At 62.2% G+C, this 23,106-nt stretch carries 17 protein-coding genes; 3 read left to right on the top strand and 14 right to left on the bottom strand.

Going from position 1 to position 23,106, the window contains the following annotated elements:
* Position 1: 1 nt before the first annotated feature.
* The 10 genes from GKN89_RS18400 to purL all read right to left on the bottom strand — a co-directional run bounded on the left by GKN89_RS18400 (position 2) and on the right by purL (position 15,557).
* Positions 2-1,030 carry an ABC transporter ATP-binding protein gene (locus GKN89_RS18400; protein ID WP_019452336.1) on the bottom strand — a complete coding sequence of 343 codons (1,029 nt, stop codon included), beginning with the start codon at positions 1,028-1,030 and terminating at the stop codon, positions 2-4.
* A 53-nt stretch (positions 1,031-1,083) separates the two neighbouring features.
* A complete protein-coding gene (gene ydcS, locus GKN89_RS18395) occupies positions 1,084-2,238 on the bottom strand; it encodes a putative ABC transporter substrate-binding protein YdcS (RefSeq protein WP_019452335.1) in 1,155 nt (384 codons plus the stop codon).
* A gap of 72 nt (positions 2,239-2,310) precedes the next feature.
* Positions 2,311-3,774 (bottom strand): gamma-aminobutyraldehyde dehydrogenase, encoded by a 1,464-nt coding sequence (locus GKN89_RS18390; RefSeq protein ID WP_154747513.1) that lies wholly within the window; start codon positions 3,772-3,774, stop codon positions 2,311-2,313.
* Positions 3,775-3,889: 115 nt separating this feature from the next.
* Complete coding sequence (locus GKN89_RS18385) at positions 3,890-4,813, bottom strand: LysR substrate-binding domain-containing protein (protein ID WP_019452333.1); 924 nt, start codon at positions 4,811-4,813, stop codon at positions 3,890-3,892.
* Between the two features lie 216 nt (positions 4,814-5,029).
* Positions 5,030-5,368, bottom strand: coding sequence for a nitrogen regulatory protein P-II (glnB, locus tag GKN89_RS18380; RefSeq protein WP_004847623.1), 339 nt, complete (start codon positions 5,366-5,368; stop codon positions 5,030-5,032).
* 11 nt (positions 5,369-5,379) lie between these two features.
* Entirely contained in the window at positions 5,380-7,002 is a 1,623-nt protein-coding gene (locus tag GKN89_RS18375) for an NAD+ synthase (RefSeq protein ID WP_019452332.1), read from the bottom strand.
* A 130-nt stretch (positions 7,003-7,132) separates the two neighbouring features.
* Positions 7,133-8,470, bottom strand: a complete 1,338-nt coding sequence (gene glrR, locus GKN89_RS18370) for a two-component system response regulator GlrR (RefSeq protein ID WP_019452331.1) — start codon at positions 8,468-8,470, stop codon at positions 7,133-7,135.
* Positions 8,467-9,339 (bottom strand): two-component system QseEF-associated lipoprotein QseG, encoded by an 873-nt coding sequence (qseG, locus tag GKN89_RS18365; RefSeq protein ID WP_019452330.1) that lies wholly within the window; start codon positions 9,337-9,339, stop codon positions 8,467-8,469. Before qseG ends, glrR begins: the two co-directional genes overlap by 4 nt.
* 3 nt (positions 9,340-9,342) lie before the next feature.
* A complete protein-coding gene (locus GKN89_RS18360; protein WP_154747512.1) occupies positions 9,343-10,779 on the bottom strand; it encodes a HAMP domain-containing sensor histidine kinase in 1,437 nt (478 codons plus the stop codon).
* Positions 10,780-11,666: 887 nt separating this feature from the next.
* On the bottom strand, positions 11,667-15,557 hold the full coding sequence (gene purL, locus GKN89_RS18355; RefSeq protein ID WP_154747511.1) for a phosphoribosylformylglycinamidine synthase: 3,891 nt from the start codon (positions 15,555-15,557) through the stop codon (positions 11,667-11,669).
* A gap of 277 nt (positions 15,558-15,834) precedes the next feature.
* Between purL and mltF the strand changes: the two genes are divergently transcribed.
* Positions 15,835-17,295: a membrane-bound lytic murein transglycosylase MltF gene (gene mltF, locus GKN89_RS18350; RefSeq protein ID WP_019452327.1), complete on the top strand. Its 1,461-nt coding sequence runs from the start codon at positions 15,835-15,837 to the stop codon at positions 17,293-17,295.
* Here mltF and tadA read toward each other — a convergent pair whose 3' ends face one another.
* On the bottom strand, positions 17,296-17,802 hold the full coding sequence (gene tadA, locus GKN89_RS18345) for a tRNA adenosine(34) deaminase TadA (RefSeq protein ID WP_019452326.1): 507 nt from the start codon (positions 17,800-17,802) through the stop codon (positions 17,296-17,298).
* Between the two features lie 117 nt (positions 17,803-17,919).
* Between tadA and GKN89_RS18340 the strand changes: the two genes are divergently transcribed.
* Complete coding sequence (locus GKN89_RS18340; protein ID WP_019452325.1) at positions 17,920-18,972, top strand: DUF2157 domain-containing protein; 1,053 nt, start codon at positions 17,920-17,922, stop codon at positions 18,970-18,972.
* Between the two features lie 48 nt (positions 18,973-19,020).
* On the opposite strand, the gene yfhb is transcribed toward GKN89_RS18340, so the two are convergent.
* Genes yfhb through murQ form a run of 3 tightly spaced genes read right to left on the bottom strand, consistent with a single transcriptional unit; the run spans position 19,021 to position 21,960 of the window.
* Positions 19,021-19,677, bottom strand: coding sequence for a phosphatidylglycerophosphatase C (gene yfhb / locus GKN89_RS18335; RefSeq protein ID WP_154747510.1), 657 nt, complete (start codon positions 19,675-19,677; stop codon positions 19,021-19,023).
* A gap of 3 nt (positions 19,678-19,680) precedes the next feature.
* Complete coding sequence (locus tag GKN89_RS18330) at positions 19,681-21,048, bottom strand: PTS transporter subunit EIIC (RefSeq protein WP_063919903.1); 1,368 nt, start codon at positions 21,046-21,048, stop codon at positions 19,681-19,683.
* Positions 21,049-21,066: 18 nt separating this feature from the next.
* Complete coding sequence (gene murQ / locus GKN89_RS18325; protein WP_154747509.1) at positions 21,067-21,960, bottom strand: N-acetylmuramic acid 6-phosphate etherase; 894 nt, start codon at positions 21,958-21,960, stop codon at positions 21,067-21,069.
* A gap of 167 nt (positions 21,961-22,127) precedes the next feature.
* Between murQ and GKN89_RS18320 the strand changes: the two genes are divergently transcribed.
* On the top strand, positions 22,128-22,976 hold the full coding sequence (locus tag GKN89_RS18320) for a MurR/RpiR family transcriptional regulator (protein ID WP_063919905.1): 849 nt from the start codon (positions 22,128-22,130) through the stop codon (positions 22,974-22,976).
* Positions 22,977-23,106: the final 130 nt, after the last annotated feature.

Raw genomic sequence — 23,106 nt, 5'->3', positions numbered from 1 at the left:
CTCACCTCTCCTCCAGCAGCGGCACCATCGCCGCGCGCGGCCAGCAGGCGACAATCGGCTGGCCGATCTGCCGCTGTTGCCCTGCGGCGATCCACTGCGGATTGGCCTGGCTGACCAGCAGCTTTTCGCCGCCGTTCAGCGCGATCTCATACCGCGTGGCCGCGCCCTGGTAATGGATTTCCTGCAGCGTGCCCTGCACCTGGATCTCGTCCTGCGCCGCGCCGCCTTGCTCCAGCAGGCGGATATGTTCCGGCCGGATCGAGAAGGTCCGGCTTTCGCCGAGCAGACGCTGCGCCAGCTCGCTGCGCACCACGTTAGAGGTGCCGACGAACTCGGCAACGAACGGCGTCTTCGGCCGCATGTAAAGCTCGCGCGGCGTATCCACCTGTTCGATGCGGCCGTTATTGAACACCGCCACCCGATCGGACATCGACAGCGCTTCGCTTTGATCGTGGGTGACGAAGATAAAGGTGATGCCCAGCTGGCGCTGCAGCTTCTTCAGCTCGCCCTGCATCTGCTCGCGCAGCTTGAGATCCAGCGCGCCGAGCGGTTCGTCCAGCAGCAGCACCCGCGGCCGATTGACCAGCGCGCGCGCCAACGCCACGCGCTGCCGCTGGCCGCCCGACAGGTGCGCCGGCTTGCGTTCGGCGACGAAACCGAGCGCCACGCTCTCCAGCGCCTCTTGCGCCCGCGCCAGCCGCTCGCGTTTGGCGACGCCCTTCACCATCAGGCCGTAGGCGACGTTTTCCAGCACCGACATGTGCGGGAACAGCGCATAATCCTGAAACACGGTGTTCACGTCGCGCTGGTACGGCGGCAGGTTGGCAGCTTCCTGGCCGTGGATACGAATCGAGCCGGAAGTGAGCTGTTCAAAGCCGGCGATCAGGCGCAGGCAGGTGGTTTTGCCCGAACCGGACGGCCCGAGCATGGAGAAAAATTCCCCGTCCTGAATGTCGATGGATACCCGATCCACGGCGCGAACATCGCCGAAAGTCCGCGAAACATCGATGAATTGCACGGCAATGGTCATTTTCTGTGCTCCATACTGATGTAAATCGGGCGCAGCGGGCTGCGCCCCGCGGCTTAGCGGCCGCCCATGATGGCGATGTAATCCTGGGTCCAGCGGCTGTACGGCACGAACTTGCCGCCCTGCGCCTGCGGCGTTTTCCAGAAGGCGATTTTGTCGAACTGGTTAAAGCCGTTGGTTTCGCAGCCCTTCTCACCCAGCAGCGCGCTGGCCTTGCAGCCCGCCGGCGAAGCCGGCACCGAACCGAACCAGGCCGCCACGTCGCCCTGCACCTTCGGCTCCAGAGACCAGTTCATCCACTGGTAGGCGCAACTCGGGTGTTTGGCGTCGGCATGCAGCATGGTGGTGTCCGCCCAGCCGGTCACGCCCTCTTTCGGGAACACGGTGGCGATCGGCTGCCCTTCGCCCTTCAGGGCGTTGGCCTGATACGGCCAGGCGCTGGAGGCCACCACGCCTTCGTTTTTAAAGTCGCTCATCTGCACCGAGGTATCGTGCCAGTAGCGGTGGATCAGCGCGTGCTGGCTACGCAGCAGTTTCAGCGCCGCCTGGTACTGCTCTTCGTTGAGCTGGTAAGGATCGCTGATGCCGAGCTGCGGCTGGGTGGCCTTCAGGAACAGCGCCGCGTCGGCGATGTAGATCGGGCCGTCGTAAGCCTGCACCCGCCCCTGGTTGCTCTTGCCGTCCGGCAGGTTCTGCTGCTGGAAGATCACCGCCCAGCTGTCCGGCGGCGTCGGGAAGGTTTTGGTGTTGTACATCAGCAGGTTCGGCCCCCACTGGTACGGCGTGCCGTAGGTTTTGCCGTCCACGGTGTACCAGGCGCCGTTCAGCAAGCGCGGATCGATGTTCTTCCAGTTCGGGATCAGCGCGGTGTTGATCGGCTGCACCCGCTTGCCGAAGATCAGACGCAGCGAGGCGTCGCCGGAGGCGGTCACCAGATCGTAGCCACCCTTGGCCATCAGGCTGACCATTTCATCGGAGGTGGCGGCGGTCTTCACGTTCACCGCGCAGCCGGTTTGCTTTTCAAACTGGGTGACCCAGTCGTAGTTTTTATCCGACTGGCCGCGTTCGATGTAGCCGGGCCAGGCGATGATATCCAGCCGGCCTTCGCCTTTGCCCAGCGACTGCGGCAGATCGGCCGCCTGGGCCAGGCCGCACAGCACGGTGAGGCAGAGCGCGGAGACGGTGGTGGTGACTGCGGTAGTTTTTCCCATCGTAATTACCCCTGTGTTGCTTATCGGTGTGCGGCAGGGAACGGCTGCCGCCTGATTTTCTTGATATAACCGTTAGAAGCTGGCTTTGAACTTCGCCATAACGTGCCTGACAACGCTGTAATCCTGCAGCGAATCGCTGGACAGATCCTTGCCGTAGCCGGAGCGTTTCAGGCCGCCGTGCGGCATCTCGCTCGCCAAGGTGAAATGGGTATTGATCCAGGTGCTGCCGTACTGCAGATGGGCGGCGATGTGCAGCGCCCGGTCGATATTTTGCGTCCACACCGACGAAGCCAGCCCGTATTCCGAGTCGTTGGCCCACTCGACCGCCTGCTCCAGGTGCTCGAAGCGCGTGACGCTGACCACCGGGCCGAACACCTCGCGCTGCACGATTTCGTCGCTTTGCAGGCAGCCCGCCAGCAGGGTCGGCTGGTAGTAGAACCCCGGCCCGGAGTGGGCCGCGGCGCCGGTGATCAATTCGATATGCGGTTGGCTGAGCGCCCGCTCGACAAAGCTGGCGACGCGATCGCGCTGGCGGCTACTTATCAACGGGCCGATCTCGTTGTCCTGATCGCGCTTGCGGGCGAAGCGCAGGCTGGCGACCGCCTCGCCCAGCGCGTCCACCAGTTTGGGATAGATGCCGGCCTGCGCGTAGATGCGGCAGGCGGCGGTGCAGTCCTGGCCGGCGTTGTAATAGCCGTAGGTGCGAATGCCGTTGACCACTTCGTCGAGATCGGCGTCGTCGCAGACGATCACCGGCGCCTTGCCCCCCAGTTCCAGGTGGGTGCGCTTGACGCTTTTGGCCGCCGCCTGAAGAATTTTTTGCCCGGTGACGATATCGCCGGTGACCGACACCAGCCGCACCTGCGGGTGCCCAACCAGTTGGCTGCCGACCCCTTCACCGCCGCCGTAGACAATGTTCAGCACGCCCGGCGGCAGGATCTCCTGCAGCGCCGGCACCAGCGCCAGAATGGTCAGCGGCGTATGTTCGGAGGGTTTAAACACCACGGTATTGCCCGCCGCCAACGCCGGCGCGATCTTCCACGCCGCCATCATCAGCGGATAGTTCCAGGGGGCGATCGAGGCCACCACGCCGAGCGGATCGCGGCGGATCATCGAGGTGTGGCCCGGCACATACTCGCCGGCCAGCTGCCCTTGCTGCGTGCGGACCGCGCCGGCGAAGAAGCGGAACACGTCGACCGCCGCCGGCAGATCGTCATTGAGCGCCTGATGCAGCGGCTTGCCGCAGTTGAGGGCTTCCAGCTGCGCCAGCTGCGGCGCCTGCCGCTCGATGGCGTCGGCGATGCGCAGCAATAAGGCGGCGCGCTGGCCTGGCGTGGTGCGCGACCAGTGGCCGAACGCCTGCTGCGCGGCTTTCACCGCGCTGCCGACCTGCGCCGCAGAGGCTTCGGTCAGGGCGATCAGCGTCTCGCCGTTGGCCGGATTGACAATGCACTCCTGCTGGCCTTCGCCGTCGACAAGCTGACCGTTAATGAACTGCTGACAGGACAAACCTGAGAGAACCTGCACATCTGCCATCGCCTGACGCCCCTAAGTGACAAAAACGTTAACCAAATGTGAATAAGTTAGTTTTAATCAGCCTAAGCGAGCCTCTGGCGGGCAACAAATTCTAAATACTGAACGCCGCGTTCGATTAAATCGAATGCTTAAGCCCAGCGGCGTGTTTGCTGCCGTTCTCGCGCGCAATGGTCAGGAACGGCGTCACCAGCTCCGGCCGCGCGCTGCCGCGCCGCCACGCCAGCCCGATATCCAGCGGCTCCAGCAGATCGTCCAGCTTGCGCGCCTCGATCATGTTGCCCTCGAGCGACCAGGCGCGGTACGCCATGTCCGGCAGGATAGACACCCCCATCCCCGCCGCCACCAGGCTGCGCACCGCCTCGGTCGAGGCGGTTTTCATGGCGATCTCCGGCTTCAACCCGGCGCGCGACCAGATGCGCCGTGCATGCACGTCCATTTCATCAGCGTTGAGCTGGATCAGCGGCTGTTTGGCCACGTCCGCCAGGCTGATGCTCTCGTGATCCAGCAGCGGGTGCAGCGGCGGCAGCCACAGGCGATACGGCGAGTGCATCAGCACCTCGGTCTGCAGCGCATCGCGGTCTTCGATGTTCGACAGGATCAGCACGCCGATGTCGATCTCGCCGCTGACCAGCAGATGCTCGATATACGGGCGCTCGTCTTCAACCACCTGCACGGTGACGTTGGGATAGGCCGATTTAAAGCGCGTGAGCAGTTCCACCAGGAAGTAACCGGCCACCAGGCTGGTGACGCCGACGGTCAGCTTGCCGGTCAGGCTCTCGGTGCCGATCTGCAGGCTGCGCTTGGCGTTGTCCACCGTCGCCAGGATCAGATACGACTGGCGCAAGAACTGGTGCCCCTGATGGGTCAGCGTCATGCCCTTGGCGTGGCGATCGAACAGCCGCACGCCGATCTCGGTTTCCAGCTGCTGGATCGCCAACGTCAGTGAAGACTGGGAGACAAACACCGCCTGGGCGCCGGCGGAGATCGACCCGGTTTCCGCCACGGCGATAAAGTGGCGGATTTGGCGTAACGTCATCATGGGGGTGATTCCTCAAGCAAAAACATTGCGTTGAGTGTAGACACCGGCCGTGAAGCGATCGGGAAAAGTATCAAAAACGCGATAGCGTTCGCTTTTTTAGAATACCAACAGGCAAAAATGGGGGAAACAATGAGGCGAAGAAGTGCGATGTGCGGGGAACAGAAATGACAAGGGCGCAGCATGCTGCGCCCTGATGGCCGAGGACCCTTGCGAGGATCAGATCGCTTCTTCGTCCTGCTCGCCGGTACGGATGCGCACCACGCGCGCCACGTCGAAGACGAAGATTTTGCCGTCGCCGATCTTGCCGGTCTGCGCGGTTTGCATGATGGTTTCCACGCAGGTGTCGACGATGTCGTCGGCAACCACGATCTCGATCTTCACCTTAGGCAGAAAATCGACCATGTATTCGGCGCCGCGGTACAGCTCGGTGTGGCCCTTTTGGCGGCCGAAGCCTTTGACTTCGGTGACCGTCATGCCGGTGATGCCCACTTCGGCCAGCGCTTCGCGGACGTCATCCAGTTTGAACGGCTTGATAATCGCGTCGATCTTTTTCATCTTCTTTCCTTTTACCAATTTTTGCGGCCAAAACCGGATGTGATGGGGTAGCGGCGGTCTTTGCCGAAGTTACGGGCGGTGATGCGCGGCCCGACGGCGGCCTGACGCCGCTTGTATTCGTTGATGTCCACCAGGCGGATCACCTTGCGCACGATCGCTTCGTCGAACCCTTCGGCCACCAGATCGGCGACCGACTTGTCGCGCTCGACGTAACCTTCCAGGATCGCATCCAGGATATCGTACGGCGGCAGGCTGTCCTGATCGACCTGATCCGGCGCCAGCTCGGCGGACGGCGGACGATCGATCACCCGCTGCGGGATCACGTAGGAGACGGTGTTACGGTATTCGGACAGCTTGAACACCAGCGTTTTCGGCACGTCTTTCAGCACGTCGAAACCGCCGGCCATATCGCCGTACAGCGTGGCGTAACCCACCGCCATTTCGCTCTTGTTGCCGGTGGTCAGCACGATGCTGCGGCGTTTGTTGGACAGCGCCATCAGCACCACCCCACGGCAACGCGCCTGCAGGTTTTCTTCGGTGGTGTCGCGCTCGGTGCCGGCGAACATCGGCGACAGCTGGCCCATAAAGGCATCGAACATCGGCTCGATGGAGACGATATCGAACTCCACGCCAAGGATTTCCGCCTCTTCTTTGGCGTCGGCGATGCTGATATCCGCGGTATAGCGGAACGGCATCATCAGCGCCTGCACCTTGTCTTTGCCCAGCGCATCCACGGCGATCGCCAGCGTCAGCGCCGAGTCGATGCCGCCGGACAGGCCCAGCACCGCGCCTTTAAAGCCGTTTTTGGTCACGTAGTCGCGCACCGCCAGCACCAGCGCCTGGTACACCTGCGCCAGCTGCGGCAGCTCAGCGGCCGGATCGGCCATCGGCACCACGGCCAGATCGTTGAATTCCAGGCGGGTCACCTGCTCGTCGAAGGCCGCCAGACGGTGAGTCATGGTGCCGGCGGCGTCGAAGACCTTGGAGCAGCCGTCGAAGATCAGCTCATCCTGGCCGCCGACCTGGTTGAGGTACACCAGCGGCAGCTGAGTGCGCTGGCAGTGGCCGGCCATCAGCGTTTTGCGGATATACGGCTTTTCGCGGTTATACGGCGAGGCGTTGATCGACAGGATAATCTCCGCACCGGCCGCCTTGGCGGCGTCGATCGGCTCAGGGAACCACAGATCTTCGCAGATCAGCAGCCCCAGACGGTAGCCTTTCAGCTCCACCACGCAGGTGTCGTTGCCGGCGTGGAAATAGCGCTTCTCATCGAACACGCCGTAGTTCGGCAACTGCTGCTTGAAGTAGCGGGTCAGCAGGCGGCCCTCGGCGAACAGCGACAGCGCGTTGTACAGCTTGTCGCCTTCGCGCCACGGGTGGCCGACCAGGATCGCCGTCTCGGCGGAGGCCTGCTGCAGGCGCAGCAGCTGCGCATCGCAGCGCTGGTAGAAGTCATTGCGATACAGCAGATCTTCCGGCGGATAACCGGACAGCGCCAGTTCGGTGAACATGACCAGATCGGCTCCCGCCTTCTGCTGCTCCTGCACGATTTGCAACATGCGTTCGGTGTTGCCTTCAATGTCGCCGACCAGCAGGTTCAACTGGGCCAGGGCGATGGAAAGTGATCTGCTCATTTGTGTACGATCCCGCTTAATACGTTCCATGGTGCTCTACGCCGGGACATGCCGCGGCAAAGAGAACGGAGTGTAAATCATTCCGCCGGATTTGTTGAGAACCTGCATGGCAGGCACCGGCGGAACACTGTCATTCTTTAAAATCGTTGGCGTCCAGCTCGTGGCGCGACAGCAATTTGTAAAACTCGGTGCGGTTGCGGCCCGCCATGCGCGCGGCCTGTGTCACGTTGCCCTTGGTGATCTGCAGCAGCTTGCGCAGATAGTGCAACTCGAACTGATTGCGCGCTTCGGCAAAGGTCGGCAGCGCGGTGTTTTCCCCTTCCAGCGCCTGTTCCACCAGCGCTTCACTGATCACCGGCGCCGAGGTCAGCGCCACGCACTGTTCGATAACGTTGACCAGTTGACGCACATTGCCCGGCCAGCTGGCGGTCATCAGCCGTTTCATGGCGTCGGTCGAGAAACTGCGCACGAACGGCTTGTGCCGCTGAGCCGCTTCGCGCAACAGGTGGTTGGCCAGCAGCGGAATGTCTTCGGCCCGCTCGTTGAGCGCCGGGATCTTCAGGTTCACCACGTTGAGGCGGTAGTAAAGGTCTTCGCGGAACTCGTTCTTCGCCATCGCCTTTTGCAGATCGCGGTGGGTGGCGGAGATGATGCGCACGTCGATGTCCAGATCGCGGTTGCTGCCCAGCGGCCGCACCTTGCGCTCCTGCAGCACGCGCAGCAGCTTCACCTGCAGCGACAGCGGCATATCGCCGATCTCGTCGAGGAACAGCGTGCCGCCCGCCGCCGCCTGGAACAGCCCTTCACGGCTGCTGACCGCGCCGGTGAAGGCGCCCTTGGCGTGGCCGAACAGTTCGGATTCCAGCAGCTGCTCCGGCAACGCGCCGCAGTTGATGGCGATGAATGCCTTACCGGCGCGCGGGCTGGCGCGGTGGATCGCCTGCGCCAACACCTCTTTGCCGGTGCCGCTCTGGCCGTTGATCAGTACGCTGACGTCGGACTGCGCCACCATATTCACCTGCTCCAGCAGGCGCAGCATCAACGGGCTGCGGGTGACGATGTCTTCGCGCCAGGCGTCGTCACCGGCTGGTGCCGACAGCGACAGCGCTTCATCGATAGCCTTGTACAGCGCATCGCGATCCACCGGCTTGGTGAGGAAGCTGAACACCCCCTGCTGAGTCGCGGCCACCGCATCGGGAATCGAGCCGTGCGCGGTGAGTATGATCACCGGCATGCCCGGCTGATGTTTCTGGATCTCAGCGAACAGCGCCATGCCATCCATCTCGTCCATGCGCAGATCGCTGATCACCAGATCGATCTGCTCGCGCGCCAACAGGCGCAGCGCTTCCTGGCCGCTTTCGGCGGTGGTGACGTGAAAACCTTCGCTGGTCAGGCGCATGCCCAACAGCTTCAGCAGGCTGGGATCGTCGTCAACCAATAACAGGTTGGCCGGTTTGCGTGCGGTCATTGCGCGTGGGACTCCTTATTGGCGGGGTGCGGCGTATAGGTGTCTTCCGGTTCAACCGGCAGCGCGGTGCCCTTTTCCGGTTCGTCCTGCGACTCGGCGCCTTTGGCGGCCGCGCCATTTTTACCGGTGGCCTCGCCCTTTTGCGAGCCTGCACCATTTTCCGGGATTTCGCCTTGCAGCTGCTTGCGTGACGAGAGCTGGCGCTCGATGTCGGTCAGGTTTTCCAGCTTACGCGAGGTGTCCTGCAGCTGCGCTTGCAAGCGCGCCTGGTTCTGACGCAGCGAATCGATCTGGCTGTCACTGCTTTCCTGCAGATGCTGATAGCGCGCTTTTTCATCGAACAGCGTGATCTGCAGCATTTGCTGCTGGCGCCACAGCTGCGTCAGCGGACGCAGCGAACCGGGGAATTCCATGCGGTAGCTATTGATCCGATCGATTATCTGGCGGCGTTCACCGGAGGTCGGCTGTGCGCTTCCCAGCAGGATGCTCTGCTTGAAAACGCCGGACCAGCTGTCGCCAGGCACCGTTTTCGCCAGCGCGCGCGCCTGAGTCGAGCCGATGCGATCGGCGCAATCCATCGCGCGCAGCCAGTAGAGCGAGTTATCCAACGCGTCCTTATCGTCCAATTGCCACAGGGTATCGCAGGCCGCAGTACGGTAATCGATCACCTTGGTATCCGGGATCGCCTCTTGCTGCTGAGGATTCAGGCCGCCGCTGACGGCGCGATCGACACAGCCCGCCAGCAACAGCGGCATAAAGAAAACGGCGCCCAACCAGCTGATCGGGCGTTTGCCGAGCGGCGCTCTGTGCGTGGCACGCGGTGAACGTTCGGTCTGTGAAAGACGAAGGCGTTTAGACCATGTGTACATTATTTATTCATTCTCGGCGGTTAACGGCAGTTCAATGCGGAAGCAGACGTCTGCACCGGCGACCGTCGCCAGTTGCAGCTCACCGCGCATGCGACGGATACAGTCCTGAGCGATGCTCAACCCCAGTCCGCTTCCTTTTACCGCCCCTTTTCGCTGGTGACTACCCTGGAAAAAAGGCTCGAAAATCATGGCTCTTTCAGCCTCGGGGATCGGCGTGCCGGTATTGGCGACGTCGATTTGCACCCGTTGTCCAACCTGACGGCTGTGGATCCAAATGTTACCGGATTCCTTGCCGTAGTGCACCGCATTGGAGTAGAGATTATCCAGCACGCGCATTAATAGCGTAGGCTCTGCCCAGCAGATTTCCGCCTTCAGATCGATATCGGTGGCGATCATTTTCGCCCGTGCCGGCAAACTGTGCGCGGCGACCACCAGATCGACCATGTCGCGCAGCTCGACGTTCTCGTGTTCCGCCGGGCCGTCGGCCAGTTTGCGGTTGTAATCCAGCAGTTGTTCAATCAGCTGTTGCAGATGACGGCTGCTGTTGTCGAGGATCGCCACCACCTCTTTTTGATCGGAGGTCAGCGGCCCCGCCACTTCGTCGGCCAGCAGTTCGGTGCCTTCACGCATGCTGGCCAGCGGCGTTTTCAACTCGTGCGAGATATGGCGCAAGAACTCGTGGCGCTGCGACTCCAGCCACGCCAACCGTTCGCTCAGCCAGATGATGCGCTGCGCCAGCGAACGCAGCTCGCGCGGCCCTTTGAACGACGCGGTGCTGCCCAGCGCGCGCCCTTCCCCCAGACGGTTGATCATCCGCTCCACGGCCTTGACCGGCCCGATGATCATGCGGGTGAACAGCACCACCAGCAGCACGCTGACCAGGAACAGCAGCAGCGCCTGCCAGCCGAAGAACTGACCGCGCTCGGCGATGGCCTGCTGCAGCTGCTGGCCGCGTGAAAACACCACCGCGCGCGTGGCCTGCACCATTTCGGCATTGGATCGCGAGAACGACTCGAGCAGGGCCGAGGCCTCTTGGTCCGGCCCGCTGTTATGGCATTTGATCGCCGCCAGCTGGGTCAGCAACTGACGCAGCGTTTGGTAATAACGTTCGTCCGGCAGGATCGGCGCGTGGGCGTCCAGCATCTGCGAATACTGTTTGCGCTGGTTCTGATACAGCTTCTGCAGCGTAGGATCGACCAGCACGCAGTACTGACGATAGCTGCGCTCCATCTCCAGCGCCACGCTGGTCATCGCCTCGCTGCGCCGCGCGTCCACCAGCGTGGTGCGGTTGATGTCCGCCGCCTGTGCGCTGAGGTGATCCAGGCTTTGATAAGCCTGATAAGCCAACACCAACAGCGGTAGCAGCACCAACAGGAACGCCAGCAACACCAGCTGCCGCAGCGAACGGGGGAATAAACGCCATTTTTTCAACGAAATCATCTCATTCTCTCAGCTCTGTCACGATGCTAACTGACTCGCCGGAAAGAGAAAAGCCCGGCAAGGGAGAATCCTGAACGCGCAAGGAAAAAGCCGCGGGATCGGTGAAGCGTGCGCACAAGCGCAGCGCACCGACGACACGCGGCAGCAATACGATAAACGGGAATAAAAGCGATACTGTTTGGACAACGTCTGTGTTCGCGGGCATAGGCGACGAAACAGGGATAAACGCAGCGTTGAGAATTGACGCCGGGGCAAGAAGTTTGCCCCGCCGCAAGGAAAGTGTGGATGCCCTTGAGTCTCGTCCCCAGGGTGATGTAGCGCAGCGGCTGGCATCGAACAGGACGAATAGCATCCGTAAGTATCCAGGATTGATGAACCCTTCATCACAGTTGGATACAGGCGGTGCCTCACTCCACGTGTCGCCCGATGCTTGATAAAGCCGCTTGCACGGTCTGTTATCGGTTTGGTTGGACGATAGGCACCATTTCTTTGGCATCATTCGGAGGCTTATGAGGTGATTTGCCGTCTAATTACGGCGCCGTCATAAAAAGTTGAATGAGCAACCGCTGAGAATAATGCACGTTGCATGCCAACTTTGCAATAAAAATCATAACGCACTGATTTTAATTAAAAATAAATTTACACCAGCAAATATTCTCACTCATCAGGCACCGATGGGCGATGAAAAAAACGCCGCGCTGTCGCCAAACGCAGACAACTAAAGCCAAACCCAATTAGCATTAATAAAATCAACCAGTTAAATGTCTCCATTTAGCGACAGGAAAAATAGCCCTTGTCGCAAAATGCAGACACTGCCGCCCGGCGGTGAACAGCGGCCATAAAAAAGGGCGCAATTGCTTGCGCCCTCTGTACGGTGGTGGTCGTTTTTAGCCCAGCTGCTTACGGGCATTGCGGAACATGCGCATCCACGGGCTGTCCTCGCCCCACTCTTCCGGGTGCCAGGAGTTGCTGACCGTGCGGAACACGCGTTCCGGGTGCGGCATCATCACCGTAGCGCGCCCGCTGGCGCTGGTCACGGCGGTAATGCCGTTCGGCGAACCGTTCGGGTTGGCCGGGTAAGCCTCCGTTACCTGACCGGCGTTGTTGACGAACCGCAGCGCCACCAGGCCATGGCTTTCCAGCGCCGCCAGATGCGCCGTATCGCGCACTTCAACATGCCCTTCACCGTGGGAAACGGCGATCGGCATACGAGAACCGGTCATGCCCTGCAGGAACAGCGACGGGCTGGCCGCCACCTCCACCAGGCTGAAGCGCGCCTCGAAGCGATCCGACAGGTTGCGCACAAAGCGCGGCCAGTGTTCGGCGCCCGGGATCAGCTCGCGCAGGTTAGACATCATCTGGCAGCCGTTGCATACGCCCAGCGCCAGCGTCTGCGGACGGTGGAAGAACGCTTCGAACTCGTCGCGCACCCGCTCGTTGAACAGGATAGACTTCGCCCAGCCTTCGCCGGCGCCCAGTACGTCGCCGTAAGAGAAGCCGCCGCAGGCCACCAGCGTGTGGAAGTCCTGCAGATCGCGGCGCCCCGCCAGCAGATCGCTCATGTGCACGTCCACCGCGTCAAAGCCGGCACGGTGGAACGCCGCCGCCATCTCAACGTGGGAGTTCACCCCCTGCTCGCGCAGCACCGCCACTTTCGGGCGAGCGCCCTTGGCGATATACGGCGCCGCGATGTCTTCCTCTGGTGCGAAGGTCAGTTTCACGCTCAGGCCGGGATCTTGTTCATCCTGCTTGGCCTGATGTTCCTGATCGGCGCACGCCGGGTTGTCGCGCAGGCGCTGCATCTGCCAAGTGGTTTCCGCCCACCAGGTGCGCAGGGTATTGCGGCTTTCGCTGTACAGCGCCTTGCCGTGTTGCTGAATGACGAAACGATCGCCGGCCTGCGCGCTGCCGATGTGATGCACGTTGTCGGTCAAACCGTGTTGAGCGAACGCCTGCTTCACGTCGTCAAGACGTTCGGCGCTCACCTGAATCACCGCGCCCAGTTCTTCGTTGAACAGCACCGCCAACGCATCGTCGCCGAGGCCGTCCAGGTTAACTTCCACGCCGCAGTGGCCGGCGAAGGCCATCTCCGCCAGCGTCACCAGCAGGCCGCCGTCGGCGCGGTCGTGATAAGCCAGCAGCGCGCGATCGGCCACCAACTGCTGCATGGCGTTGAAGAAGCCCGCCAGCTGCGCGACGTCGCGCACGTCGGCCGGTTTGTCGCCCAGTTGGCGATAAACCTGCGCCAGCGCGGTGGCGCCCAGCGCGTTATGGCCGTTGCCCAAGTCGATCAGCAGCAGCGCGTTGTCGCCCTTATCGGTGCGCAGCTGTGGCGTCACGGTGCCGCGCACGTCTTCCACGCGGGCGAAAGCGGTGATGACCAGCGACAGCGGCGAGGTCATTTCACGCTGTTCGTTGCCTTCCTGCCAACGGGTTTTCATCGACATGGAGTCTTTGCCCACCGGAATGGTGATGCCCAGCGCCGGGCACAGCTCTTCGCCCACCGCTTTCACCGCTTCGTACAGGCCGGCGTCTTCGCCCGGGTGGCCAGCGGCGGCCATCCAGTTGGCGGACAGCTTCACGCGCTTCAGGCTACCGATCTCGGTGGCAGCCAGGTTGGTCAGCGCTTCCCCGACCGCCAGGCGACCGGAGGCGGCGAAGTCCAGCAGCGCCACCGGCGCGCGTTCGCCGATCGACATCGCTTCGCCGTAGTAGCTGTCCAGGCTGGCGGTGGTGACCGCGCAGTCGGCCACCGGGATCTGCCACGGGCCGACCATCTGATCACGCGCCACCATGCCGGTGACGGTGCGGTCGCCGATGGTGATCAGGAAGGTCTTCTCCGCAACGGCCGGCAGATGCAGCACGCGTTTCACCGCATCGGCCAGGGTGATGTTTTCGCGCTGTATCGCCTGGCCACGCGCCTGCAGGCGCGTGACGTCGCGGGTCATCTTCGGCGTCTTGCCGAGCAGCACGTCCAGCGGCATGTCGATCGGTTGATTGTCGAAGTGGCTATCGTTCAGCGTCAGGTGCTGCTCTTCGGTCGCTTCGCCGATCACCGCGTAAGGCGCGCGTTCGCGGCGGCAGATCTCGTCGAACTGCGCCATCTGCGCCGGGGCGATCGCCATCACGTAACGTTCCTGCGATTCGTTGCACCACACTTCCAGCGGGCTCATGCCCGGCTCGTCGTTGAGGATATCGCGCAGTTCGAAACGGCCGCCGCGGCCGCCGTCGCTCACCAGCTCCGGCATGGCGTTGGACAGGCCGCCGGCGCCGACGTCATGAATGAACAGGATCGGGTTCTGGTCGCCCAGCTGCCAGCAGCGGTCGATCACTTCCTGACAGCGGCGTTCCATTTCTGGGTTGTCGCGCTGCACCGAAGCGAAATCCAGATCGGCGTCGGACTGGCCGGACGCCATCGAGGACGCCGCGCCGCCGCCCAGGCCGATATTCATCGCCGGGCCGCCCAGCACCACCAGCTTGGCGCCGACGGTGATTTCCCCTTTCTGCACGTGATCGGCGCGGATGTTGCCGATGCCGCCCGCCAGCATGATCGGTTTGTGGTAGCCGCGCAGCTCAACGCCGTTGTGGCTGTTGACGCGCTCTTCATAGGTACGGAAGTAGCCCAGCAGCGCCGGCCGGCCGAATTCGTTGTTGAACGCCGCGCCGCCCAGCGGGCCTTCGGTCATGATATCCAGCGCGGTGACGATGCGTTCCGGCTTGCCGAAATCTTGCTCCCACGGCTGTTCAAAGCCGGGAATGCGCAGGTTGGACACCGAGAAGCCCACCAGACCGGCCTTCGGCTTGGCGCCCCGGCCGGTAGCGCCCTCGTCGCGGATCTCGCCGCCGGAGCCGGTCGCGGCGCCCGGCCACGGCGAGATCGCCGTCGGGTGGTTGTGGGTTTCCACTTTCATCAGGATGTGCGCTTCTTCCTGATGATAATCGTACGTGCCGTTCTCCGGCGCGGCGAAGAAGCGGCCGACCTGCGAGCCTTCCATCACGGCGGCGTTGTCTTTATACGCCGACAGCACGTAGTCCGGCGTCTGCTCGTAGGTATTCTTGATCATTTTGAACAGCGACTTGGGCTGCTGTTCGCCGTCGATGATCCAGTCGGCGTTGAAAATCTTGTGGCGGCAGTGCTCGGAGTTGGCCTGCGCGAACATATAAAGTTCGATATCCGTCGGGTTGCGCCCCAAACCGGTAAAGGCATTCAGCAGGTAGTCGATCTCATCCTGCGCCAGCGCCAGGCCGAGCCGGACGTTGGCCTGCTCCAGCGCGGCGCGCCCTGCGCCCAGCACGTCGACCGACTGATACGGCGCCGGCTGATGGTGCGCGAACAGCTGTTCGGCCTGTTGCAGCTCGCTGAAGACGGTTTCCATCATGCGATCGTGCAGCAACGCAGCGAGCTGCCGCCACTGGGCTTCCGTCAGTTCAGGCGCCTTGACGTAGAACGCCAGACCGCGCTCCAGCCGCAGCACCTGTTGCAGACCGCAGTTGTGGGCGATGTCGGTGGCTTTGGAAGACCAGGGTGAAATGGTGCCCGGACGCGGCGTAACCAGCAGCAGCCGGCCTTCAGGGGCGTGTTCGGCGAGAGAAGGACCGTACTTGAGCAGACGCTGAAGTTTGGCGTGTTCTTCGGCACTTAACGGTGCGCTGACATCGGCAAAGTGGACGTACTCGGCGTAGATATCACTGACGGGCAGGTGGGCGTCCTGACAGCGGGACAGCAGTTTGGTAATGCGAAAAGCCGATAAAGCGGGCGAACCACGCAGAATTTCCATAATCAAAGTTCTCTCGTCTTCGAAGCGACGGATAAGACGCTTCATTGGGCGCAACAGGGGAAAACGCGCGTCATTATAGAGAATCCTCCGCGCCGACGAAACCGTTTGCGTAGGGATTATTGATAAAAGCGTGCCGCACCGTCGAATTGTCATAACGTGTCAATAAAGTTGCACACTGGCGTTTTGTTGCGCAAAATGCCCCCGCACTGGTGATTTAACCATGAGAAAAGTCGTGGTTGCCGTCGCCGGTGTACCTGTGCCACCATTGGATAACTATTTGAAACGTCTTAAAATAAACTACATCCTCATCGGCGTTGTCACCCTGCTTCTGGCTCTCGCGCTGTGGCCCAACATCACCTGGCGCAGCGGCCAGGGCGGGCAACTCCAGGAGATCATTTCCCGCGGCGAGTTGCGTATCAGCACGCTGAATTCACCGCTGACCTATTTCAACACCAAGCAAGGGCCGGGTGGGCTCGACTACGAACTGGCCAAGCGCTTCGCCAACTACCTCGGGGTGAAGCTGGTGGTGATCCCCCATCAGAACATCAATGACCTGTTCGACGATCTGGACGACGATGACGCCGACCTGCTGGCGGCGGGCCTGATCTACAACCAGGAGCGCCTCAGCCGCGCGCGCACCGGCCCGGCCTACTATTCCGTTTCCCAACAGCTGGTGTACCGGCTGGGCACCGCGCGGCCGAAAAGCTTCGCTGACATTAAAGGCAAGCTGGCGGTCGCCTCCGGTTCCGCGCACGTCAGCACGCTAAAGCAGCTCAAGCAGGATAAATACCCGGACCTCGCCTGGGAGTCCTCCAGCGATCTCACCTCCAAAGAGCTGCTGGAACGGGTTGCCGACGGCAAGCTGGATTACACCCTCGGTGATTCGGTGACCATCGCGCTGCTGCAGCGCATCCATCCGCAGCTGGCGGTGGCGTTCGACGTCACCGACGAAGAACCGGTCACCTGGTACCTCAAACGCGACGGCGACGACAGCCTGTACGCGGCGATGCTGGATTTCTACAGTCAGATGGTGGACGACGGCACCCTGGCACGGCTGGAAGAGAAATACCTCGGCCACGTCGGCAGCTTCGACTATGTGGACACCAAAACCTTCCTGTCGGCCATCGACTCGGTGCTGCCCAACTTCCGCCCGCTGTTCGAGAAGCACGCCAACGAGATCGACTGGAAGCTGCTGGCGGCCATCGCCTATCAGGAATCGCACTGGAATCCGCAGGCCACCTCTCCCACCGGCGTGCGCGGCCTGATGATGCTGACCCGCGCCACCGCCGACGGCCTGGGGGTCAATGACCGCCTCGATCCGGAAGAGAGCATTCAGGGCGGCGCCCTTTACCTGCAGCGGCTGATGGCCAAGGTGCCGGACAGCGTGCCGGAAGACGAACGCATCTGGTTCTCGCTGGCGGCCTACAACATGGGTTGGGGCCATATGCTGGACGCGCGCAAGCTGACCAAGACGCAAAAAGGCAACCCGGACAGCTGGGTCGACGTCAAGCAGCGCCTGCCGATGCTCAGCCAAAAGCGCTACTATCCGCAGCTGACCTATGGCTATGCGCGCGGGCGTGAAGCCTACAACTATGTAGAAAACATCCGCCGCTACCAGGTCAGCCTGGTGGGCTATCTGCAGGAAAAAGAGAGAAAGGCGGCGCAGGCGGCCGCCGAGCAGGAGGCGTTGGGGAAAGGCTATCCGACGGTGATGCCGGAACTGGCGCTCAACTACTGATTATTCCGGTTTATCCGCCGCCCGTTGCGCCAGCCTGAGCGCTTTTTTCTGTTCGCGGCGCAGGCGGAAGAAATTGCTCAGGGTGGCGGCGCATTCGTCCGCCAGCACGCCCGAGACGATCTCCACCTGATGGTTCATGCCCGGATGGCGCAGAATGTCCACCAGCGAACCGGCAGCGCCGGTTTTCTCGTCGGCGGCGCCATACACCAGCCGACGGATGCGGCTGTGCACCATCGCGCCGGCGCACATCACACAGGGCTCCAGCGTAACGTACAGCGTGGCGTTCAGCAGGCGATAATTTTGCAGCACCGCGCCGCCCTGGCGCAGCGCCATGATCTCGGCGTGTGCGGTAGGGTCGTGGCGGCCGATCGGCCGGTTCCAGCCCTCGCCGATGACCTGATTGTCCAGCACCAGCAGCGCACCCACCGGCACCTCGCCCTCTTCCTGCGCGCGCAGGGCCAACCGCAATGCCTGACGCATCCAGTATTCATCGTTATATTCAGTCATCGCATAATTCCTCGTGCGCTTTTGCGGCGGGCATTATACACACTAGCCCCACTTTGTCGTAACCGCGCGACAATGGCTATACTGGCCGAATCAGCAGGTGATTCAGGGACAAGAAACATGAAACTCAGTAAAAAGAACGCCGTCGTGGTGCGCAAGGCGCTGGACGGCTGGGTCGGCGAAGGCGCCTTAACGCCCGAGCAACAACAGCAACTGCTGCAGCATATGGATGTGCAACCTTTCGACTGGCGCCGGCTGGCGCGCTATGCGTTTCTGGCCGCGCTGGCCTCGCTGCTGATCGCCGTCACCAGCCTGTTCGCCGACAGCGAACTGCTGGCATGGCTCAGCGAGCTGTTCCGCTTCGACGCGCCGGTACGCATGGCGATCGCCGGCGTACTGGCGGCGCTGGCCTACGTCTGGGCGCTGCGTCGCCGCCGGCGGCATCCGGAGAAACGCTACGGCAACGAGGCGGCGCTGTTTGTCGCGGTGTTGCTCACCGCCTGCGCCTTATGGCAACTGGGGGTCTGGCTGGATAACGGCAGCGGGCGGGTTTCCGTGCTGCTGCTGTTCGCCGCGCTGCTGTACGGCGCGATCGGCTGGTTCAGCCGCTCCGGACTGGTGTGGTGGTTCGCCCTGCTGTCGCTCGGCAACGCCTTCGGCGCCGAGACCGGCTACCTGTCCGGCTGGGGCGCCTACTGGCTCGGCATGAGCTACCCGATTCGCTTTATCGCCTTTGGCGCGGTACTGATCGCCGCCGCGCTGCTGCTGCGGCCGCTGTTGGCGCAGCGCGGTCTGCAGCGAGTGTCGCTGGCGATGGGGCTGCTGTACCTGTTCATCGCCCTGTGGCTGCTGTCTATCTTCGGCAACTACGGCGATCTCGACAGCTGGTACAGCGCACGCCAGATCGAGCTGTTCCACTGGAGCCTGCTGTTCGGGCTGGCCTCCCTCGCCGCCATCTGGCTGGGGTTGAAACATGACGACGCCATGCTGCGCGGTTTCGGGCTGACCTTCCTCGGCATTAACCTGTATACCCGCCTGTTCGAATTTTTCTGGGACAGCATGCCGAAGACGATTTTCTTCGCGCTGCTCGGGCTGAGCCTGTGGGCGTTGGGACATTATGCGGAGAAGATTTGGCAGCTGGGGCGCAAGCCACACGACGTGAGCGATGACTGATCGCAGTACCGATAACAACAACAAAGGGCGGAATCCTCCGCCCTTGGTTTATTCCAGCTGCTGCAGCTCACCCTGTTTGCTTACCCGCCAGCGGTGCTCGCAAAAGAACAGCAGCGGATTATCCTGCTTGCTGTCGCTGTAACCACTGTACAGCTTCAGCGGCGCACCGAGCCGCTGCTCCAGCTGCACCACTTTCTGCTCCCCCAGGCAACGCAGGGTCAAGACCCAACCGCCGCAGCGGCGCGTGATGCGGCTGCCGATCAACCGCACCCGCGGCAGAAACGCCGAATCGCGATACACCTGCTCCACCAGCCGTTCCGGCGAGCCGGTAATCAGCCACACTTCGGCATCGTGCTCCTCCAGATACTGCCGCAGCCGCATTTGCACCACCGGAAACGCGGTGACCTTCTGGCGAAAGGCCTCGATAAACTGCCGCTCCAGCGCCTTCAGCGTCGCTTCGGAACGCCCGAAAGTGATCGCCCACAGCAGCAGGCTCATCGGCCAGGGCGCAGCGCGCCCCAGCAGCAACAGCGCCAGACCGATCGGCAGCAGCAGCGGCACCACCAGCAGCAGGTTCAGCGGTAGGCGGCGTAGCAGGAAGCGCAAGAAACTGCCGAACATATCCTCCTGATGCAGGGTGCCGTCCAGATCGAAAAACACCACGCGGCGCCCTTCTGCGGCCGGTTGTTGCTGCTTGTCGCTCAAACGCTACTCCTCGGGATCGTCGAACCCCATCATCCAGGTGAAGAGAAAACCAGCGATAATCGTAATCAGCATCCCCGCCAGATACAACATCACCTTACCTGAGACGATGGTCAACGCCAAAGGCAGCCCCGAAATGCCGAAGGTGATGACCGTCGCCACCTTCCAGTAGCTGATCAGCGCGCCGCCGACCGCGCCGCCGAGGCAGGCGCCGATAAACGGCCGGCCCAGCGGCAGCGTCACCCCAAAGATCAGCGGCTCGCCGATGCCGAGAATGCCGACCGGCAACGCCCCTTTGATCACCTTCTTCAGCCGCGCGTTGCGGGTTTTCAACAGTACCGCCAGCGCCGCCCCCACCTGGCCAACGCCGGCCATCGCCAGAATCGGCAGCAGCGGGTTGGAACCGTGCGCCTGCACCAGTTCGACGTGGATCGGCACCAGCCCCTGATGCAGGCCGGAGAGCACCAGCGGCAGGAACAACCCCGAGAGCAGCGCTCCCACCAGCAGCCCGCCCTTGTCGATCGCCAGATTGGCACCGTGGGCGATGGCGTCGGAGATAATGCCGCCGATCGGCTGCAGAATCAGGATCGCCAACGAGGCGGTGACCAGCGTGGTCAGCAATGGGTTAAGGATCAGTTCGACCGACTCCGGCAACAGCGTGCGCAGGCGCTTCTCTACCCAGCACATCAACGCCACCACCAACAATACGGCGATCACCCCGCCGCGCCCCGGCTGCAGCGCCTCGCCAAACAAGGTGATCTGCGCCAGCGCCGGACTGGAAAGAATGCCGGCCATCACGCCGCCCATCGCCTGCGAGCCGCCAAACACCCGCGCAGCGTTAACCCCGACCAGAATGTTCATGATGGCGAACACCGCGCTGCCGAAGATAGCCAGCAGCCCCAGCACGTTCGGATAGTCCACCGCCAGCTGGCCGGCGATGTCGGGCCGTTTCAGCAGGTTGATGATGCCGGTGATCAGCCCCGAGGCGATAAACGCCGGGATCAGCGGAATAAAAACATCGGCCAGCTTTTTCAGCGCACCGCTCATCGGCGCCGCGTACTTTTGCTTGGCCTGCGCTTTTGTACGAGCGGCATCGCCGACGGCGGCAACGGGCTGCGCATCACCGCTCAACAGCCCGCGCATGGCGTCCACCACCTTGGCGGCGGCGCCCGGGCCGACGATAAACTGATGCTGTTCACCCTGCTTGATATAGCCCTTCACGCCCGGCAGCTGCCTGAGGGTGGCCAGATCCAGGCGCTGCTCATCGCTGACCTCGACGCGCACCCGCGTCATGCAGTTTTCCAGTTTGAGGATATTACCCTCGCCCCCCACGCCCGCCAGGATCTGTGTCGCCAATGCCGTTGTCTTGTCCATCGCCGCCCCCACCGTGAATTAACGCGCCAACGCCGCGCGCAGATAACCGTCGTGCTGCTGCAGCCGCTGCTGCGCCTCTTCAGCGCTGACACCGGCCAGAATCATCAGGATCGCCGGTTTGACCTCAAAACCGGTCTGCGTCAGCGCCGCCTCCGCCTGAGCGCGTCCGGCGCCGGTGGCTTCCACCACGATGCGGCAAGCGCGATCCACCAGTTTGACGTTGGTGGCCTTCACGTCCACCATCAGGTTCTGATAGACCTTACCCAGCTTGACCATCGCGCCGGTCGACAGCATGTTGAGCACCAGTTTCTGCGCGGTGCCGGATTTCAGGCGAGTCGAGCCGGTCAGGGCCTCCGGCCCCACCACCGGCGAGATCGCCACCTGCGCTTCATGCGCGATAGGCGAGTCCGGGTTGCAGGAGATGGCCGCCGTCGGGCAGCCCAGCCCGCGGGCATAGCGCAGTGCGCCGATCACATAAGGCGTGCGCCCGGAGGCCGCCAGCCCCACCACCATATCGACGGCGGTCAGATTCAGCGCTCTGAGATCGGCTTCCCCCAGGGCTTCATCGTCTTCCGCCCCTTCCACCGCTTTGAGCAGCGCGCCCGGTCCGCCGGCGATCAGCCCCACCACCACACCGTGCGGCACGCCGAAAGTCGGCGGGCATTCGGAAGCATCCAGCACGCCCAGCCGGCCGCTGGTGCCGGCGCCCAAATAAATCAGCCGTCCGCCAGCCTTTAGCGCCGCCGCCGCCAGGTCAACCGCCTGCGCGATCGCCGGCAGCACCTTTTCGATCGCTTCCGGCACCTTGCGATCCTCCTGGTTAAAACAGCGGACCATGTCCAGCGTCGACATCTCATCCAGCCCCATGGTGGCCGGGTTGCGGGTTTCCGATACCAGTGCGCCTAAATTCATCTGTTCACCTTTGAATTTTTAATTCACAAAATTAAATCAATATTTGAATATTTTATTCAACAAAGCGAGCGCTATTTGCTATTTTAACGGTGAGCTCACAAAAATTTTCACCGCGCGTTTTCGCCCTCTGCATGGCAAAATGGCCGCTGGTTTCCAGGGAAAGAACAATGAGTACCCTTCTGCGCATTCGCCAGATGTATCCGACACTGGCGCAAAACGACCGCAAGCTGGCGGACTTTCTGCTGAATAACGCCGAGCAGGCGCGCCATCTCAGCTCGCAAAAGCTGGCCCAGCTGGCCGGCATCAGCCAATCGAGCGTGGTGAAGTTCGCCCAAAAGCTGGGCTATAAAGGCTTTCCGGCGCTGAAGCTGGCGCTGAGCGAAACGCTGGCCCAACCGCAGGCCGAACCGGTGGTGACCGTTCACAACCACATCCTCAGCAGCGATACGCTGAAAATCGTCGGTGAAAAGCTGCTGGCGGAAAAGCAGGCGGCGCTGCGCGCGACGCTCGACATCAACAGCGAAGAGCGGCTGCACCAGGCGTTGGACATGCTGCGCCAGGCACGCCGGGTGATGCTGATCGGCATCGGCGCTTCCGGGCTGGTAGCCAAGGATTTTTCCTTCAAGCTGCTGAAAATCGGCGTAATGGCGGTAGCCGAAGCGGATATGCACGTCCAGCTAGCGGCGGTGCAGGCGCTGGATAAACGCGATCTGCTGGTGGCGATCTCATTCAGCGGCGAACGGCGTGAAATCAATCTGGCGGCGGAAGAGGCGCGCCAGGCCGGCGCCAGGGTGCTGGCGCTGACGAGCTTCTCACCCAATGGCCTGCAGCAGCGAGCCGATCACTGCCTGTATACCATCGCCGAAGAGCCCCATACCCGCAGCGCGGCCATCTCTTCCAGCACCGCCCAGTTCGCTCTGACCGATCTGCTGTTTATGGCGCTGATCCAGCACGATCTTGATCATGCGCGTGACCGTATCAGGCACAGCGAACAATTAATGAAAAAATTGGTTTGAGGCGTATAATGGCGGCCGATAAAAAGCCGCCAGTTCAATTATTTCCCTTCTCTGCATTCGAAAAATAATGTGCGGGCGGTTATTTAATCAATTATCGAACGATAGTTGAGCTTGCATGGACAGCATTATT

The sequence above is a fragment of the Serratia sp. YC16 genome, assembly GCF_009707615.1.
Taxonomy (GTDB): Bacteria; Pseudomonadota; Gammaproteobacteria; order Enterobacterales; family Enterobacteriaceae; genus Serratia; species Serratia surfactantfaciens.
This window is presented reverse-complemented; position numbering and strand designations above follow the sequence as displayed.